This is a genomic window from Rhizobium cerradonense (assembly GCF_030182455.1).
Taxonomy (GTDB): domain Bacteria; phylum Pseudomonadota; class Alphaproteobacteria; order Rhizobiales; family Rhizobiaceae; genus Rhizobium.
Genome location: NZ_JAQJCK010000005.1, coordinates 207856 through 225945, shown reverse-complemented (window position 1 = coordinate 225945; position 18090 = coordinate 207856). Strand labels below are relative to the sequence as shown.

Annotated in this window: 17 protein-coding genes; 3 read left to right on the top strand and 14 right to left on the bottom strand. The window is 58.4% G+C overall.

The window, feature by feature from the left end:
* Position 1: 1 nt before the first annotated feature.
* The 11 genes from kdpC to PH547_RS14425 all read right to left on the bottom strand — a co-directional run bounded on the left by kdpC (position 2) and on the right by PH547_RS14425 (position 9277).
* Positions 2–574, bottom strand: coding sequence for a potassium-transporting ATPase subunit KdpC (gene kdpC / locus PH547_RS14475; RefSeq protein ID WP_104826724.1), 573 nt, complete (start codon positions 572–574; stop codon positions 2–4).
* 12 nt (positions 575–586) lie between these two features.
* Positions 587–2677 (bottom strand): potassium-transporting ATPase subunit KdpB, encoded by a 2091-nt coding sequence (gene kdpB / locus PH547_RS14470; protein WP_104826725.1) that lies wholly within the window; start codon positions 2675–2677, stop codon positions 587–589.
* A gap of 47 nt (positions 2678–2724) precedes the next feature.
* Entirely contained in the window at positions 2725–2886 is a 162-nt protein-coding gene (locus PH547_RS14465) for a hypothetical protein (protein ID WP_158704570.1), read from the bottom strand.
* A gap of 9 nt (positions 2887–2895) precedes the next feature.
* Positions 2896–4599 carry a potassium-transporting ATPase subunit KdpA gene (gene kdpA / locus PH547_RS14460; RefSeq protein ID WP_285168663.1) on the bottom strand — a complete coding sequence of 568 codons (1704 nt, stop codon included), beginning with the start codon at positions 4597–4599 and terminating at the stop codon, positions 2896–2898.
* Positions 4600–4631: 32 nt separating this feature from the next.
* Entirely contained in the window at positions 4632–4721 is a 90-nt protein-coding gene (gene kdpF / locus PH547_RS14455; protein ID WP_034509905.1) for a K(+)-transporting ATPase subunit F, read from the bottom strand.
* 523 nt (positions 4722–5244) lie between these two features.
* Positions 5245–6117, bottom strand: a complete 873-nt coding sequence (locus PH547_RS14450) for an SDR family NAD(P)-dependent oxidoreductase (protein ID WP_104826727.1) — start codon at positions 6115–6117, stop codon at positions 5245–5247.
* On the bottom strand, positions 6114–6905 hold the full coding sequence (locus PH547_RS14445) for a hypothetical protein (protein WP_104826728.1): 792 nt from the start codon (positions 6903–6905) through the stop codon (positions 6114–6116). Before PH547_RS14445 ends, PH547_RS14450 begins: the two co-directional genes overlap by 4 nt.
* Before the next feature lie 10 nt (positions 6906–6915).
* Positions 6916–7509, bottom strand: a complete 594-nt coding sequence (locus PH547_RS14440) for a protein-S-isoprenylcysteine O-methyltransferase (RefSeq protein ID WP_104827878.1) — start codon at positions 7507–7509, stop codon at positions 6916–6918.
* A 143-nt stretch (positions 7510–7652) separates the two neighbouring features.
* Positions 7653–8231: a hypothetical protein gene (locus PH547_RS14435; RefSeq protein WP_104826729.1), complete on the bottom strand. Its 579-nt coding sequence runs from the start codon at positions 8229–8231 to the stop codon at positions 7653–7655.
* A 145-nt stretch (positions 8232–8376) separates the two neighbouring features.
* Entirely contained in the window at positions 8377–8499 is a 123-nt protein-coding gene (locus PH547_RS14430) for an ABC transporter (RefSeq protein WP_104826730.1), read from the bottom strand.
* Between the two features lie 181 nt (positions 8500–8680).
* Positions 8681–9277 carry a L,D-transpeptidase gene (locus PH547_RS14425; protein WP_104826731.1) on the bottom strand — a complete coding sequence of 199 codons (597 nt, stop codon included), beginning with the start codon at positions 9275–9277 and terminating at the stop codon, positions 8681–8683.
* A gap of 297 nt (positions 9278–9574) precedes the next feature.
* Between PH547_RS14425 and PH547_RS14420 the strand changes: the two genes are divergently transcribed.
* The 3 genes from PH547_RS14420 (at position 9575) to PH547_RS14410 (ending at position 12827) form a co-directional block, all read left to right on the top strand.
* Positions 9575–10330: an SDR family NAD(P)-dependent oxidoreductase gene (locus tag PH547_RS14420; protein WP_283054084.1), complete on the top strand. Its 756-nt coding sequence runs from the start codon at positions 9575–9577 to the stop codon at positions 10328–10330.
* Positions 10331–10667: 337 nt separating this feature from the next.
* Positions 10668–11630 carry a GGDEF domain-containing protein gene (locus PH547_RS14415; protein ID WP_285168661.1) on the top strand — a complete coding sequence of 321 codons (963 nt, stop codon included), beginning with the start codon at positions 10668–10670 and terminating at the stop codon, positions 11628–11630.
* A gap of 195 nt (positions 11631–11825) precedes the next feature.
* Entirely contained in the window at positions 11826–12827 is a 1002-nt protein-coding gene (locus PH547_RS14410; protein ID WP_283051097.1) for an IS30 family transposase, read from the top strand.
* 70 nt (positions 12828–12897) lie between these two features.
* Here PH547_RS14410 and PH547_RS14405 read toward each other — a convergent pair whose 3' ends face one another.
* Genes PH547_RS14405 through PH547_RS14395 form a run of 3 tightly spaced genes read right to left on the bottom strand, consistent with a single transcriptional unit; the run spans position 12898 to position 18054 of the window.
* The gene (locus tag PH547_RS14405; RefSeq protein ID WP_285168660.1) at positions 12898–15072 is read right to left on the bottom strand and encodes a S8/S53 family peptidase; all 2175 of its coding nucleotides are present in this window, start codon (positions 15070–15072) and stop codon (positions 12898–12900) included.
* Positions 15073–15111: 39 nt separating this feature from the next.
* Positions 15112–16263 (bottom strand): phosphatase PAP2 family protein, encoded by a 1152-nt coding sequence (locus PH547_RS14400; RefSeq protein ID WP_285168659.1) that lies wholly within the window; start codon positions 16261–16263, stop codon positions 15112–15114.
* Between the two features lie 27 nt (positions 16264–16290).
* Entirely contained in the window at positions 16291–18054 is a 1764-nt protein-coding gene (locus PH547_RS14395) for an adenylate/guanylate cyclase domain-containing protein (protein WP_285168658.1), read from the bottom strand.
* Between the last annotated feature and the right edge of the window lie 36 nt (positions 18055–18090).

Here is an 18090-nt window from a genome sequence, read left to right as displayed (position 1 = left end):
CTCACTGAGTCATAGAAGCATCCAACGCCTGGTTCAATGCCAGGACGTTGATGACAGGTTCGCCGAGAACCCCGAGTTCGCGCGGCTCGATGGCGGCATCGACGATCGTGCGGACCTTGGCCTCATCCATGCCACGCGCCTTGGCGACACGCGGGATCTGGAAGTACGCGTCCTCCGGCGAGATATCCGGATCGAGACCGCTGCCCGACGTCGTAACCAGATCGATCGGGACCGGCACATTCGGATTCTCCGCCTGCAGTTTTGCGACATCGCCCTTGATGCGGTCGAGCATCTTCTGGCTGGTCGGGCCGAGGTTGGAGCCGCCGGAGGACGAAGCGTCATAGCCGTTGGTGCCGGCAGCCGAGGGGCGGCCGTGGAAATAGCGGTCGGAGGTGAAATTCTGGCCGATGAGCGTCGAGCCGATCACCTTGCCGTCCTTTTCCACTAGGCTACCATTTGCCTGGTAAGGGAAGAGCGCCTGGGCGGCACCAGTCATGGCGATCGGATAGAGAAGGCCGGTGACGGCGGTGGTGACGACGATCATGACGATGGCCGGTCTGATTTGTTTGAGCATGACAAGAACTCCTTAGGCGAGGCCCATGGCGGTAACCGCCATGTCGATGGCCTTGATGCCGATGAAGGGCACGATGATGCCGCCGACGCCATAGATCAGCAGGTTTCGGCTGAGCAGGGCGCCTGCACCGATCGGGCGATAACGAACGCCCTTCAGCGACAGGGGGATCAGGGCAATGATGATCAGCGCGTTGAAGATGATTGCCGACAGGATGGCGCTTTGCGGCGTTGCCAGCCCCATGACGTTCAGCATCTTCAGTTGCGGATAGAAGGCGATGAACATCGCGGGGATGATGGCGAAGTATTTGGCGATGTCGTTGGCGATCGAGAAGGTGGTCAGCGCACCGCGGGTCATCAGCAACTGCTTGCCGATCTCCACGATTTCGATGAGCTTCGTCGGGTCGCTGTCGAGGTCAACCATGTTGCCGGCCTCGCGGGCGGCGACCGTGCCGGTGTTCATGGCGACGCCGACGTCAGCCTGGGCAAGCGCCGGGGCGTCATTGGTGCCGTCGCCGCACATGGCGACGAGCTTGCCCTGCGCCTGCTCCTCGCGCATCAGCGCCAGCTTCATTTCCGGCGTTGCCTGAGCGAGGAAGTCGTCCACGCCGGCTTCGGCGGCGATGGCGGCGGCCGTCAGCGGATTGTCGCCGGTGATCATCACAGTGCGGATGCCCATGCGGCGCAGTTCGGCGAAGCGCTCGCGGATGCCGCCCTTGACGATATCCTTGAGCTGGATGACGCCGAGCAGGCGACCGTCGCGGGCGACTGCAAGCGGCGTGCCGCCGGCCTTGGAGATTTCGTCCGATATCGTCTGCAGATCGCGGATCGTCTCGCTGTTGGTGCGCGACATCACGGTCGCACCGGCGTCAGAGGCGAAAGCTGCGCTGCCGTTGACATAAGCAAGAACCGCGTCCACAGCGCCCTTGCGGATCGAGGAGCCCTCGATATCGACGCCGCTCATGCGGGTCTGGGCGGTGAAGGGCACGAAGGTAGCCTTCAGACTGGTCATATCGCGGCCGCGGATCGCGTATTTCTCCTTGGCAAGCACGACGATCGAGCGTCCTTCGGGCGTCTCATCGGCGAGCGAAGCGAGCTGCGCAGCGTCTGCCAGATCCTGCTCCGTCACGCCTTTAACCGGGCGGAAGGATGTGGCCTGACGGTTGCCGAGGGTAATCGTGCCGGTCTTGTCCAGAAGCAGCGTGTCGACGTCGCCGGCGGCTTCGACGGCGCGGCCGGACATGGCAAGCACATTAAAGCGCACCAGACGGTCCATGCCGGCGATGCCGATCGCCGATAGCAGCGCGCCGATCGTGGTCGGGATCAGCGTCACGAACAGGGCGACGAGAACGACGGTTGGGATCGAGCCGCCGGCATAGGCCGCAAAGCTCGGGATCGTCACCGTGGCCAGCACGAAGATCAGCGTCATGCCGGCAAGCAGGATGTTAAGGGCGATCTCGTTCGGCGTCTTCTGGCGTTCCGCGCCTTCGACGAGCGCGATCATGCGGTCGATGAAGGTCGAGCCGGCAGCCGCGGTGATGCGGACACGAATTTCGTCGGACAGCACCTGCGTACCACCGGTGACGGCCGAACGGTCGCCGCCGGATTCGCGGATGACGGGAGCCGATTCACCGGTGATCGCCGCTTCGTTGACCGAGGCGACGCCTTCAATGACTTCGCCATCGGAGGGGATGATATCTCCGGCTTCGACCAGGACGACATCGCCGACCTTGAGGCTGGTACCCGGCACCATCTTATAATCGCTGCGACCATTGCCGGTCAGAAGCTTCGCCTGGGTCTCGGTGCGCGATTTGCGCAGCGACTCGGCCTGAGCCTTGCCGCGGCCTTCGGCGACGGCTTCGGCGAAGTTGGCAAACAGCACGGTAAACCAGAGCCAGATGTTGATCTGGAGGGAGAAGCCGAGATTGCCGCCGCCCGTCAAAAGATCGCGCAGGAAGAGGACGGTGGTCAGCGCCGAGACGACGGCAACCACGAACATGACGGGGTTTTTGGCTAGTGTCCGTGGGTTCAGCTTCTTGAAAGCGGCGCCCACGGCCGGAATGAGGATGCGAGAATCCAAAATACTCGCGGATTTTAACTGGCTCATAAGAGACTCCAGCGTGAAGAGGGACACGGCGGATCGGGATTGCCCGGTCAGCCCAGTAAAATTCCGAAGACCACAAGGCCGAGAAACAGCGTGACCATCGCAGCCAGGATGACGTCGGAAGCGCAGGCCATCCCGGCCGTGCCACGCCCCCTATCGAAGGGGCGTGGATCGATGAGCTTTCGAAGCCTGATGAACATGGGCTGCGACATCGCGGATCCTTAGAAGGTCTGTCCGGCAATCATCGACAGGTGCTCGACGATCGGGCCGAGCGCCAGCGCCGGGAAGAAGGTCAGCCCGCCGACGATCAGGATCGTGCCGACCAACAGTCCGACGAACAGCGGGCCATCTGTCGGGAAGGTACCGGCGGAGGCTGGAACCGTCTTCTTGGCAATCAACGAGCCGGCAATGGCGAGCGCCGGAACGATGACCAGGAAGCGACCGATCAGCATGACGATGCCGAGCGTGATGTTGTACCAGGGCGTATTGCCGGAAAGACCGCCGAAAGCCGAGCCGTTATTGGCGGCTGCCGAGCTATAGGCATAGAGGATTTCCGAAAAGCCGTGCGGACCGGGGTTGCCGATGGACGCAACGGCGGACGGCAGCACGGAAGCGATGGCGGTGAAGATCAGCATGCCGAAGGGCAGGCAAAGCACGGCAAGCATCGCCATCTTCACTTCCTTGGCCTCGATCTTCTTGCCGAGATATTCCGGCGTACGCCCGACCATCAGACCGGCGACGAAGATGGCGATGATGACGAACATCAGGATGCCGTAGAAACCAGCGCCGACACCGCCGACGATGACTTCGCCGAGCTGCAGGTTGATGAGCGGGATCATGCCGCCGATTGCCGTGAAGCTGCCATGCATGGCGTTCACCGCGCCACAGGATGCCGCCGTGGTGATGACCGCAAACAGCGAGGACAGCGTGATGCCGAAGCGGACTTCCTTGCCTTCCATATTACCGCCCTGGATGCCGAGCGCATGCACCAGCGGATTGCCGGCTGCTTCAGCCCAATAGGTGATGATGACGCCGGAGATGAACAGCACGCCCATCGCACCGAGGATTGCCCAACCCTGGCGCTGATTGCCGACCATGCGTCCGAAGACGTTGGTGAGCGCAGCACCGATCGCAAAGATCGCCAGCATCTGGATGAGGTTGGAGATCGCATCCGGGTTTTCGAAGGGGTGAGCGGAGTTGGCGTTGAAGAAGCCGCCGCCGTTGGTGCCAAGCATCTTAATCGCAAGCTGCGAAGCGACCGGGCCGACGGCGATCGTCTGCTGTGCGCCTTCGAGCGTCGTGGCGTTGACATAGGGGCCGAGCGTCTGCGGCACGCCGAGATAGACAAAGACCAGCGTCATGACGATGCAGGCGGGAAGCAGGATGTAGAGCGTCGCCCGGGTCAGATCGACCCAGAAATTGCCGATCGCCTTGCCGGAAGCGCGCGAGAAGGCGCGGATGAGCGCTATCGCGATGGCGATACCGGTTGCGGCGGAGACGAAGTTCTGGACGGTGAGGCCGGCCATCTGCACGAGATAGGACATCGTGCTTTCGCCGCCGTAGTTCTGCCAATTCGTATTGGTCACGAAGCTGGTGGCGGTGTTGAACGAAAGCTCAGGGCCGATCGAGGCTATGCCGGCAGGATTATAAGGCAGGCTCGCCTGGAACCGCTGCAGGAAATACAGCACAAAAAAGCCGGCGAGGCTGAACAGCAGCATGGAGATCGAATAGGTCGTCCAATGCTGCTCCTCACGCTCATCCGTTCCCGCGATGCGATAAAGTCCCCGTTCCAAAGGACCGAGAACGTAGGAGAGAATCGTGCGCTCGCCCGTGAAGACACGCGTCATGTAACCGCCGAGCGGTTTGACGAGCAGAAGGAGGATCCCGATATAAATCAGAATCTGAAGCCATCCATTGAAGGTCATGGTGGTAACTTTCCCTACCCGGCGCTATCGAATTAGAAGCGCTCAGGGCGAATGAGAGCGTAGATCAGGTAAGCGGTGAGAAACAGGGTCACGCCGCCGCCGAGAATGTAATCCAGGAGCATTGGTGTCTCTCCGACTAAAGGCTGTCGCAGGCTTTGGTGTAAGCGACGCACAGGATGAAGAATAAAACACCGATCCCGATAAGAAGAATGTCCATCATTGATCGTTGATCCTTGATTTGTTCTTGTTGAGCGCCGAAATAGACTGAAGGCACCTTCGAAGAAGGCGCCCTTCACATCCTCCCGGCGGGGAGATCATCTTGCGAATATCTCGGACATCAATATGCGGCCGAACAGCATTAAGGTTCGAGACGGCGGGTGAGGGAAAGATATAAAAATCTTATAAATGCCGGGCCTGGGTGGCGGAACGAAACCGTAATGGGACACAAGGTCTGGGCTACCGGCGAACCGCTCCGCAATCCCGGCTTTTCGGGCGTTTTCTTTAATAAAATCAATGAAATTGCGTGTTTTGACGGACGGAAGCGCGGGATTGGCCTAATAAAATGAAATGGGACCGGCACCGGCCTGCCAATATGGCAGGAGGCGGACGAGCACGCCATTTTCGATATAGGGGAGGGTGAAGCCGTCAGCGACTTCCGACGCTCTGGCGGCCGGCGCCGCAGCATTTATTGAACTTTTCACCTGAGCCGCAGGGACATGGATCGCCGCTGCGACGTTGCAATCGACCAATCAATGGCAGCAGAACAACGGAAGGCAACAACCTCGCCGCAACGGCAACCAGCTTGGCCGAGATGCCCGGCACGACGAGACGGCGGCCGGATTTGAATCCGCGCCAGGCGCGTTCAGCCACATAAGCCGAATCCAGCTTGGGTAGAATCTTGAATAGCGTCGCCCGGCCAGCGCCGGATCTTTCGAGGAATTCCGTGGACACCGGCCCCGGGGCGACACATGTGACGGTCACGCCAGTGCGGCGTAGTTCCTGATGAAGCGCCTCCGAAAAGGAACGCACGAAGCTTTTGCTGGCATAGTATAACGCCATATTCGGCCCCGGAAGGAACCCCGCTATGGAGCCGAGATTGATCACGCCGCCGCGCCGCCGTGCTGCCATTTCCGGCAAAAAGCGAAGGGTCAGATCGGTGAGGGCGCGTATGTTGAGATCAACGATCCCAAGCTGATCTTCGATAGGAAGGATGGTCGCCGCGCCACGCAAACCATATCCAGCGCTATTGATGAGAACATCACAGACCAAACCGTTTGCGGACAAGAAATCATGAAGACGCGTCGATGCATCGGACGCGACAATATCCAGCTCCAGTGCGTAAGCTTCGCCGCCGGCTTCCCGCACGTCAGCCGCAGCAGCCACTAGACCTTCCGATGACCGCGCAACAAGCACGACAGCAGCCCGCTCGCGAGCAACGATCTTGGCCATTGCCCTCCCGATGCCACGCGATGCACCGACGACCACGACTGCAAGGCGCCCCTCTTGCTGAAGGCTCATGTCGCAGTTCCAACGGCGGCCGTGCTGGGCACAGCTTCGCTTTGAGCAAGGGCTCTTACTTCACAGGCAACGTCGTCGTTCAATATCTTTTCGAACCGCTCCAGAGCTCGCGCCACATTGGCCCCGTCCATCACTCTATGGTCGTAGTGAATGCGCACGGTTACCGTTCCGTTCTTGCTGATCGGGCCGTAGTTCAGCAGCGTCGTCAATGGCGTAAGCGGATTGAGGGACTCTGCTCCGAGACCCGAATAGACCGACAGTTGAAACGTGCCAAAAAAGCGTGGCCGTTGTCTGCCGATATTCAACCCAAGCCACATCATCAGCCATCTAAGGGGCCCCGGCAGACGCGCAAATTTCAACATCCGCCGGAATTCCTTTATTTCAAGAACCGGACGTGACCGAGCGGCCGTGGTGAGCGCCTCGAGCTCGGTGATGGATCTCTTCTCGGGGCGCTTTATGAGGCTGAGCAATACGACCCTCTCACCCTCATGTTCGCGCTCATGGGCAATTGAGGCCACGCTTTCCGGGTATTCATAAAGCTGCGCTCTGGGCAACTTGACGTAAGCGCGCCGCAATTCCGGAATCTCGCTGGCAAGAAGCGCGTATCCCTTCAGGAAAAGCACGGTCCAGGACGGCCTCATTGGCTGTGTCTGCATCGCTCTGGCGGCCAGCAGCGGACCAAGATTCATCTGCCGCTGCACCGCAACCCGCGGCACGCCGATCGAGAATCTCATCAAATCTCCGACAAGACGTCGTGATGCTGATAGCTTGACGGTTCGCCCTCGCATGGTGCCACCTCTAATAGAGATAAGGGATAATTCGCTTCGTGCGATCCATATAGGCGCGATAGTCGGGGCCGAAATGTTGCAGCATCATACGCTCTTCTTTGTCTACCCGTAGGAAATAAAGGATTGCAAAGCCCAACAGGCCTGCCAACCCCACCACCCAGTTCGACAGCAAAAAGGCTTGTCCAAGCCCCATGAGCAGGAAAGAGGTGTACATTGGATGGCGGACGAGGGCGTATGGGCCGCTGCAAACCAGCTTGTGCTTTTCGCGGATCTCCAGCGTTATCGACCAGTTCTTGCCGAGCTCCTTATGGGTCCTGCGGAAAACCCACATTGCTGCGAAGGACAAAATCGTTCCAACGCCGACGGCCCATGCATGGGCAGGATAATCGGCCATCCGTGGAATGCCCGTCGCGACATAGATTCCGGGCACAACCGCAAGGCCCAGAAGAGCCGCGGCGAGCCCGATGGTCTCGATCTGTGAGCGTTGATCTTGGATAACCCGTAAACGCTTGGCGCGACGCGCGAATGGATAGCGAATAACGTACCAGGCGACGACCCCGAGCACCCAGATGATTTGGCCGGCCCCTGCTGCCGATGCGGTCAAATTGTTCACCAAAGCCTTTCTGCAATCCGCGATCGTCGACGCACCCCAGCGATACGACCACGCTCGCTCCCCAGTTTCATCGACAATTTAGCGGAAGAATCAAATAGTACCAGAGCAGCTCGCCGACTCGCTGAGATAACGCCTCAAGCCGTGTTTAGCTCTCGAAGCTGCGTAATGAACTGTTGCGGCCTGAGCCAGATACCGGGAGTCTTATATCCCATGTGTCGTGCGATGTTCCCCACCCAGGCATTGCAATTGTCGACCGTTGCTTGCCACAGATGGGAAGTGGCCTGCTGCTTGCGTATGAAAGCAACAACATCAGCGTATTCGGCATCGCTAAGCATGACTCGCCAGCTAGCCGACCTGTACTGTTCTTCCAGGTCACCATCGGTCGCTCCGGTCGTGGCCGGCACCGGTACAAAATGGCCCAAGACGTAAGGCCCAGGATCCGGCGAGGCCGGCGCAAGGCCCGCAACTTCGGGATCGATCATCTTCCCATTCTCGTCGGCGCGTCCAAAGACCACATAGGTATGGCCGTAGGTGAGTGCATAGCGCGAACGAAATTCGATAAAGTGGCCGGCTTTGTTTTGAGCGGAGGCTGTTGCCGGGCCATGGCGGTTGGAAGTGTACCGGGGTTGGGGACTTTTATCTTCCGTCTGGCACGATGCTGTCGCCAACGCCAACAGGATTGCAAGCGAAAGGCCACCCATTCCACGCATCATCGGTACGCTCCATTAGAAAGCCCTGACAAGCGCGGGGCTTGAAGTAAGCGATCAATTCTTCGCCATTGTGATTGTAAGCAGGATCATTTGGCGGGTTTTGGGAGGGGGGGTCTAATCCGGCCCCCCCTCTCATTTAAGGCTAACCTTACTTGTAGACTGCCGCTGCTGCGGGCGGCGGTGCCTTACCCTTTCCTTTGCCAATGTCTGCGCAAGCGCTGAGATTGGCAACGGCTAAAACAGAGATGATTGCGATTAGAATTCTGCTCATCAAAGAAGTCCTCTCTCCTCAGGATTGCATTACTTATGGTAGGCAACGAATCAAATAGTAGTCACAACTAACATATAGGCCTAGTGCAGAAAGAACACACTGCGACGGATTATCTGTGTTTTTTCTAACCTTCTTAAGTTGCCCGTGGTCAAACTGTTGGGGTCGATGAATGAACATTCGATCAGATGACCAGCACCCGCGTCCCTACAGGGGCGCGGCTATAGAGGTCGACAATATTTGAGTTTGTCAGACGGATGCATCCGTTAGACACCGCATGACCTATCGACCAGGGAGCGTTTGTACCATGCAGCCGGAACATAGTGTCATGTCCGTCCTGGTAGAGGTAGAGAGCCGCCGCGCCTAGTGGATTGAGCGGCCCGCCCGGCACGCCGTCCGCATACTGCATCAGACGAGGCTTACGTTGCATCATGTCATCGGTGGGCTTCCACGACGGCCACTCCGCCTTACGTCCGATGGTGGCTTCCCCTTTGAAGCTCAACCCCTCTTCACCAACAGCAACGCCGTAACGCGTTGCCCGGCCACCTTGCTCGATGAAGTAGAGATAGCGCTCCGACGTATTGACGACAATCGTTCCCGGCGGTTCGCCTCCATCGTAAGCTACCTCTTGTCGCCGAAGGCGAGAATCGTTATCCGGGTCCCTCCCAAAGACGTTGTATCCAAGCGGAGGTCCATCCTGCGACCCCGACACGCATCCAGAAATCATCAAAGTCAGACTACCGAGCACCAGCCCCCGGCGCGTGACGCGGCTTTCGTCCATTTCCACCTGCCCAACAATAGATCAGCCCTACGCTCGTCTTTAACATCGCCGCGTTTCAGAAGCTATCACCACATTAGCTGATTCTGATTGAGTGATTTGAGAAACATCGAAAACCGAAAGCTGCATCTGTTATGATTGTTGAGCGAGCGGCGTGGGGTCTTACACGGGCTCTACCATTCAGACGCTGGATACGGCTCCGCGCGGCTGCAAATGTGCAGTTGTGTATCGTCGAGGAAACCACTTGCATCAACCATCGGCCTCTGCTCGATTAGCACGAACTAAAAGGGGAGGGATATTATGAAGCTAGGCCTCGACGGAAAAGTCGCGGTTGTGACAGGGGCTGGCTCTGGGATCGGGGCCGCTATTTCCCTTCAACTCGCCGGCGAGGGAGCCAAGGTTGTCGTTGCCGATCTTGACGTCGAAGGAGCGCGGCGCGTCGCCGACGAGATTTGCGCGCAGGGAGGCCAGGCTTGTGCCTTTGCAGTCGACGTTTCCGATGCAGAAGCCGTCAAGCGGTTAGTCGATTTCAGCGTCCAGACCTATGGTGGCCTCCATTTAGCGGTCAATAACGCGGGGTTCGATGGTGTGCGAAAGGCAACCGCGGACTACCCGCTCGACCAGTGGCGGAAGTTGATGAGCGTCAATCTGGATGGCGCCTTTTACTGCATGAAATATGAGATCGCCGCCATGCTGTCGGGTGGCGGCGGCGCTATCGTCAACATAGCTTCCATCCTCGGTTCGGTTGGATTGCCCTTTGCATCGGCGTATACGGCGGCCAAGCATGGTGTTGTAGGACTGACGAAGGCTGCCGCAATCGAATATGCGCGAATGGGCATCCGTATCAATGCCGTCGGTCCCGGTTGGATTCAAACGCCGCTTCTGTCGGAGCATTCGGAAGCAACAAGCACCCGACGTATGGAATTACTCCAGCCCATGGGCAGACGCGGAAACCCTGAGGAAGTGGCGGCTCTCGTATGTTTCCTTCTGTCGGAACAGGCAAGCTTCATCACTGGGAGCTGCCATCTGGTGGACGGAGCTTATACTGCCCATTAAACACGGTAAAACCGAATCAAAGATGGCGAGCTGCTTTGTGCGGCCAACAAACTGCACAGCCGCCGCCCTCGCAGTGAGGTTGCGCTCCCTAAATATTAAGGATTTTCAGCTATTTCCTTCGACAGCTTGTGAGACTCAGACCGGGGCGTGGAAACGCTACAAGGTTAGGAATAAGCATGGTGGACGGGCGTGCAGGCTTAAGCCAAAGGCGTCTGTGCCAGACTAACCTCAGGTTTCCAACGCTCGGCTTCTGCAGCCTTGCGCATCTTTGATCCTCTGATGCGGCTAGTCCGGTTTTTGGCCGGCACACGGGCGGAAGGACGGTGTGTACGGAGGGATGACAACATTGCGGGAAGACTATCGAAGCCAGCGGAATGGCTATCTCGACGCCCCATTGTTTTCTCCGGAACAGTGGCTCAGCTCCCTGACGCCAACCGCCGTTTGGCGACTACTGATCCTCAGCTTAATCTGTATGGCAAGCTTGGATTGGCTTTTCCGGACCAGCGGCATTCACAATGTCGGCCTGCTCTATATGCTGCCAATTTGTGTCGCGTGCTGGCGTTTCGGTTTCAAAACTGGGATGAGCATCGCGGTCGCGGAAATCATATTGTCGGTTGCGACCACACTAGGAATTTCCGGTCATCTCGACGCAAACGCGATGGTCGAACTGGTAATGCAACTTATCAAGTTCGGATGTGTCGCTGGTGTCGTGACGCGCTTCCGGCAAAGTTTCGACCGGGAACGCCTCCTCGCGCGGCGAGATTGGATGACAGGAATTTTGAACCGGCAGGAGTTCCAACGCCAGGCTGAAGCAATGCTGTCATCGGCAACGACGCGCAATCAGTCTTTGCTACTTGCCTATTTCGATCTCGATGGCTTCAAGGCCGTTAACGATCGGTTCGGACACCAAGCAGGGGACCGGCTCCTGCAATGCCTTGCAGAAGAGGGGAAGGCACTAATCGGCTTGGAGGACTGTTTCGGACGGATAGGCGGCGACGAGTTTGCCATGTTGATAAAGCTATCCAAGGCAGAGTGCGCACCAGAAGTGGCTGAGCGGTTGCACGCGGGATTCATGGCGGCATTGGAGAGCACTGGCCATAGTGTCACATGCAGCATGGGCGCGGTAGTCGCCCTTCCTGGTGACAGCGCTTCGCTGCACGAGCTGATGCGCCAGGCTGACCAGCTCATGTATGCGGTGAAACGCGATACGAAAGCTGGCTTCAGCTTGGCGAGCTGTACTCCTCCGTCTGACTCTGAATCCTTGCTGTCTCCAAGACGTCAGACATGCTCGGCATCATAAGGCGACGGATGTTTTCACGTCGAGGGCGGCGGGATCACCCAAACACGGTAAGTGGATTGGGACTTCTCGCTGATATTTCTGAAAGATTATAGTTCCATAAGATGCCTTATGCACTTTTAGGTTTGCGCGGGGTACATTCTATTTCCAAGTGCGACATGCCAATGATTTCAATGGCTTCACTTTGGAGATTTTGGCATGTCCCGATGCTATCAGCAATTGACCCTCGCCGATCGTCGTCGCCTTCATCATCTTGTCGAGCGCAAGGTGCCGATCAACGAGATGGCCCGCCAGCTCGGTCGTCACCGCTCGACCATCTATCGTGAGATCAGGCGCAACACGTTCCATGACCGCGAGCTTCCCGAATACAGCGGCTACTTCTCGACGGTTGCCGATGACATTGCCAAGGAGCGACGACGGCGCTTGCGAAAGCTTAGACGCCATCCGCATCTGCGTCGTATGGTGATTGAGAAGCTGGAGGCCTACTGGTCACCGGAGCAAATCGCCGGCCGTCTGCTGTTGGACGGCCTGAGCCTTGTTCGCATTTGCAAGGAGACGATCTACCGCTTCATCTACGGCAAGGAGGATTACGGGCTGGGGCTTTATCGCTATCTGCCGGAGGCGCGCCGCAAGCGCCGCCCCCGTGGCTCCAGAAAGCCACGAAATAGCGTGTTTCCCGCCAGTCATCGGATATCGCAACGACCTGATTTTATTGGCAATCGGACGAGGTTCGGTCACTGGGAAGGCGACCTTTTGATCTTCGAACGCGAGCTCGGTCATGCCAACCTCACCTCGTTGGTCGAGCGCAAAAGCCGCTACACCGTGATGATCAAGAACCAAAGCCGACACTCCCGTCCGATCATGGACAAGATCATCGCAACATTCTCTCCTTTGCCAGCCTTCGCACGCCAGAGCTTCACCTTCGACCGCGGCACCGAGTTTGCCGGATTCAGGGCTTTGGAAGATGGGATTGGCGCGCGCAGCTGGTTCTGCGATCCCAGTGCACCCTGGCAGAAGGGAGCCGTCGAAAATGCCAACAAGCGCATTCGTCGCTTCATGCCAGGCGATACTGATCTCGCAGCCGTCTCTCAGCGCGACTTGATCCACCTTGCCCGCCATCTCAACGACCAGCCGCGGAAATGCCTCGGCTACAAAACGCCAGCGGAAGTGTTCCTGGCGCATTTGCATGAGGAGGGGTGATCCCCTACCCTAAACGCCGGCATGATGCACTTGGATGAGCTTCTCCACGGGGGTGGGTTTAGGCGTTTCGTCAGGTATCCCTCTCGTAGCGATTCAGCCAATCTCGTCGCGGTCTCACGATGCGACCGGAGCCGCATCGTTCCTTGTCGAAACTTTCCGGCGCCTTCGGATTGACGCCTCCTGACGCCTCCCAGCGGGCACGTTCTTCAGCCGCCGCAAAGCGGGAAATCGACTCGCGATTCCCAGGATCACCGTCTGCCAGCATATCAGCCACCAATTTGACGATTTGCGGGACGGCAACGCTCGTTCCGCTCATGGCGATCACAGACCCGCTTCTCGAGCCGGCCCCGAGAATGCCGTTGTGAACCCGTGAATCGTCGCTGACGCACGCTGCGTCCGGTCCGACGCGATGAGAAGGCTCGTCGCGGGTTGGCGCGACCGGACCACCGGCTGCATATTTTGGCGGGGTGAGATCCTTCTGCTGGACCCCGCCGACCACGATTGTTTCATCTCCGGTAGCGATGGCGTTGATGAGGCCGCCTCGCCTGATGATACAAGGATTGCCCTTGTCATCCACGTCCACCACGTCGCCGGTTATAGGATCGAACCGACGATAGCAGTCTGCCTCGAAATAGGATTGCCGACCACGGCGCGAATATCCGTAGATCACATCGTCCCATTGAATCCATGCTTCCAGCTCCTGTTCGGGGCGCAGGCCGGAGTTCGTGATGATGACCTTCCAAACTCCTGCCGGCGCTGTCGCGCCGCCCGCCGCGGGGTTGTCGAGGGGTCGCAAGCGCGCCGTGGGTTGCAGCGAGATGATAAAAACGCCCCGTTTCGTGGGAGACGAACGAAAGGCGTAATGGGCACACGCGACGACATCGTCGTTCGAGACTAGCTGGACTCCCGAGCCCACCTCTTCCTTGAGGGGCGCACTCCGTAGCCCAGACGGTGTTTCGACGGCTACGGTCACCCGGCTCGCACCCGGCTTTCCTGGATCGTACGGCAACCAGATTTCCATCTGCGTTGGCGTACTATCATCGGGCTGAACGCGCCATTTGAGAGACACCGGAGTGCGGGTCCCATTGAATTTAACCGCGGCGTGGCATCGCGAAAGATTTGCATTACCAGCGGGCAAGACAATGCGCAGCGGTGCGCCCCGCTTGGTAACAAAACCGTCGAGAGCTTGCTCGAGATCGAGAGTGCCGTCGTGCGGTCCTGCGAGCATGCCATAGCTGAAATTGATGACAACCGGCAGCGGCCGCCATGAGTCGTCAGCCAGGTGACCCTTTCCTGCGAGCCGATCTGCTCGATCGAGGATGTATTTGATCGCGGCCGTCGCAAATGTCTTGAGGTTCGAACCGGAGGTATCCGCCGTCACCGAAACCGGAAGCTGAACGGCGATGATCGGGCGGTTCATTGGCGCGTCGACTGGATCGTAGCCGGCCGCCTGATCGAGTACATGGGTGCCGTGCGATAGTCGCCAGGCCGCGGCCTTGTGGTCGGGATCACGAAAGTCGATCAGACCTGCTTCTCGATAGAGCCCCTCCTCGTCAATCAGCCCTGTTTGGTCGTAGGCCTCCAAGAGTTTGTCGATACCTCTGTGCCGCGGCTGATCGAGTTTACATATCTCGCTTCCGAAATCGACAGTTGAACCGTTATTGTCAAAGATGCCGTCCTGACGCCAGACATACTGAACACGTGAGCTGCCGTCAGCGAGGCGAAAACGCTCATGGGCAAAAGCGATTCCATCATCGATGATACCAATAACAACTGTACCCTTCGGCCAATTGCCGGGGGAGAAGACCGGTAGAGGGACAGGTTTCGATGCTGGAGTGCGGCTCTTCCAGTGATTGGGCAACGATTTCGGATTGAGGGGTAAGCTCATGTCGATCTGTTTCGCGGTCGTGCGAATTTGGCCGAATGGCCCCTCCCCGCGTGCTAGGTCATCGAACACGGCTCTTCTCACAAACGCGATCATGTGTTGGCCCTTTGTCGCATCATGATAGAGAGACGGTACGAAGACTCCACTTTCCCACCCGCCTTGCTGAGCATCGACCCTATGAAAGGTCCTCATCATGTCCACCATGGATTCGTCGAGCGGACCGATCGTACAGGGGATCAAGACGTCATCGTGACCCCGTGAAAAATCACGAAAGCCAGGCCCGAGAACCCAATCGGCGTTAGGATCTATCCCTTCGATTCGGCAATAGCTGTGTTCAAGGTCGGTTTTTCGCCATTCCATGATGGCTTCTCCCTCACTGTTGGGTTGGAACCAGGGCGATCAGGACCACTCGGCTAGCGCCTTCTCCCACAGCCAGTCGAGGATAGAAGAGGCGGCTCCAAGTTTGTAGCGGCCCAGCTCCGCGGCGCATGGAGACCTCGTATCCGGAGCAGTTTGCCGCTGCTGCCGAACGTCGTACCATCCTGTCCAATCGAAATCGGCATCTCCCGGATAGGCTTCGCCGTTGAAGGACCAGGCATAGAAGTTGGCCGCCCCACTAAACCGACGGCAGAAATATTCGCCTAAGGTCAAACCCAGGAGCGCACCCGCCGCACTGTCGACTGGAAAGTGCACCCCGGCTACCTGCCGATTAACAGCAACCCGCGCCGCCTGCCGAAGCAGTTGGACAGCATAAATGTCCTGCTCGTAGACGGGATTGGACGAAGCCCGGAGAAGCCGCACCAGTACGATGGCCATCGCAAAGGACTCAGTCGAGTGGCCGCTGGGAAGACTGCCGTGTTCCGGCGTAAGGATCATTGGCTGTATCTGTGGCGAGTATTCGATTGGCCGTCGGCAGGCGAGCGCGTGCTTCATGCGAAATTCGACAAACTGAGCGAGCCGGAAGACGGCCCCTAACAGTTCAAGCGTCCAACGCGCACGGTCTGGGGCAATGTATGCGATGGAAGCCAGGAATGCGGCCGGTCCATCGCGTTGCGCCAGAATTTCGGTGACTCGATCCGCCCGCAAATCGGCATAGTTCGCAACAAGCTCAAGTTGGCCACGGAAAACTTGCTCAGTAGGCCGGACCATTCTGACGAGCGGACGATAGGTGACCTTTGGCACGGCGTCGTCCGGGTCAAACTCAACGTCCAAATGCCAGACATTCATGCTTCCTGGAGAAGCATCCGTACCCTGAGAGAAGCCAATGCGGGAATGAAGCTCGAAGTCGACGACCTGCTCTCGCCGTTCCTGAGCCCACCTGGCCATGTTGCCAGAATCTTCGAGATCAAGCTCCGGAGGCACCGCTTCAGGCCGGCGAAAATTGCCGACAATTCCGTCGCGATTGTTTATCAGCGCATCAGCGACCAGCGGCGCGTCCGTTCCGAAGAAGACGTCATCCTCCTCACCGTGTCCGCCATGTCCGCCGTGGCCGCCATGACCGCCGTGTCCACCATGCCCCCCTTGCGATGCCTGCGGTGATATGTTGCTCATTTGCCCATCCCCCTGTTAATGCATCCCTTATTGCGGCACTCCAGCTTTTAGCAGTACGTCGGCGATCAGCTTACCGATTGAGAAAGCTGCGCCTGGCGTGCGGTCCAGGTACCCGCCAACCGTGAATGCGGGCTCCAGCCTCAATAGCTCACGCGCGGATTCTCGCGCTTCCTCATGCATGCCGAGCTGCCACTGTGCCACGGTGAGAACCCGCCAAGTCGAGGTGTGCATTCGGTTCGCGCGCAGAGATCGATTGGCAAGTTCCAAGGCGCGAGCGTAGTTGCCGGCCGTCAGGTTTGCTGACGCGGCCAGCGAATCGTAGAAAAACCGATGCAGATCGAGAGGGGACAGCATAAGCGCCAGCTCCGTATCCCTCACCGCTTGCTCTCCCTCGTCACAAAAGGCGTGCATCATTCCTCTCAGCAAGAGGGCCAGCGCGTCACTCGGGTTGGTGTGAATGGCAAGGTTGTAACGTTCCCGTGCGATATCGAAATGCCTGAGGAGGTTCATATGCACGAAGCCATCAACCGCGAGGGCGAGCGAAAATTCTGGATCAGAATCAAGAGCGCGTTTTGTCAGATTGAGCGCTCGGTGGGCATCATCCATGACGTCGTCGGACCAGCCCTGCTGCACGCGAAGGACATGCCACTTCGCCAACCATGCTTGCGCGAGTGGCTGATACGATCCGCGCTCCAAGATCGCCTCCAGCATTGTGCGGGCGTCGCTGAAGTCCCTAAGCCTCAGGCGATGCATTAAGGTAATGGCGCCCATGAGCAGCGCATAGCTTTCAAGGGTCGGAAGCGGCTGCGAGCGCGTACGCAGCAGTTCGCGTGCCATGATCGCATTGCAGATTTCGGCAACTACGTGACTAACGATTTCTTGGTCGCCTTCGAGAATTCCTATGATCCGCTCCGTGAGGCGATTCTCCCAAACGATTTGCCCCGTCTTTGTTTCTACCAATTCCGCGTCGAGACATACGCTGTCGCCGGTCACGCTGCAGACCCCTGAGACGGCGTAGTTTGCGTGCAGATGCAGTCTCACCTCGTCGAGGTTCAGTCTGCGTCCTGCGAAAGCGGTCGTTGAGAGCCGTGAAATAACGTTGAGTTCCTGCATACGACACAGAGCGCGGATGATTTCGTCGGCCAAGACCTCGCCCAGGATCCCCTGTTCTGCAGCTTCGCCCCGGACGGCGAAAGGGATGACCGCGAGCGTTGGGCGCAGTTCTCCTAGCGACCAGTGCGACTGGACGATGGGATGGGGTCCCGGCGGTCCAATTCTGAAGGCGCGTACGGGGGCCTCGATGTTCTTCAGATAGCACTCGCCCAGATCCTCAACGTCGGCATCGAGGTGAGGCGTCAATTGTCCCCGCGCGCGCGCAGAGACAACGATTTCGCCCGGACCGGCGAGGCCCATGAGCCTGGCGGCGAGGTTCACGCCACGTCCGTAGAGATCTTGGTGCGATATGATCACATCGCCAACGTCGATGCCTGCGCGTAGCAGTATCTGACTATCGGGCGGCTGTTCGGCGTTGTCGCGAGCACTCGCATTTTGGATCTCAAATGCTGCCGAAGCTGCCGCCTGCATATTCTCGAATTCAAGAAGCATTCCATCACCGAGATGCTTGACGACGCGCCCCCCCGATCCGGGCAGAATGGAGTTCTCGATACAGTCCATCATGCGGAGCCAACGCAAGACGGTGCCTTCTTCGTCATGTTCAATGAGACGAACGGAATCCACGACATCGATGAATAGAACGGCTCGCGACGCGTGCCCCAACTCGCTTGCGTTCATGTCGCTGCTCTTTTCAGATAGAGTATATGCAGCAAT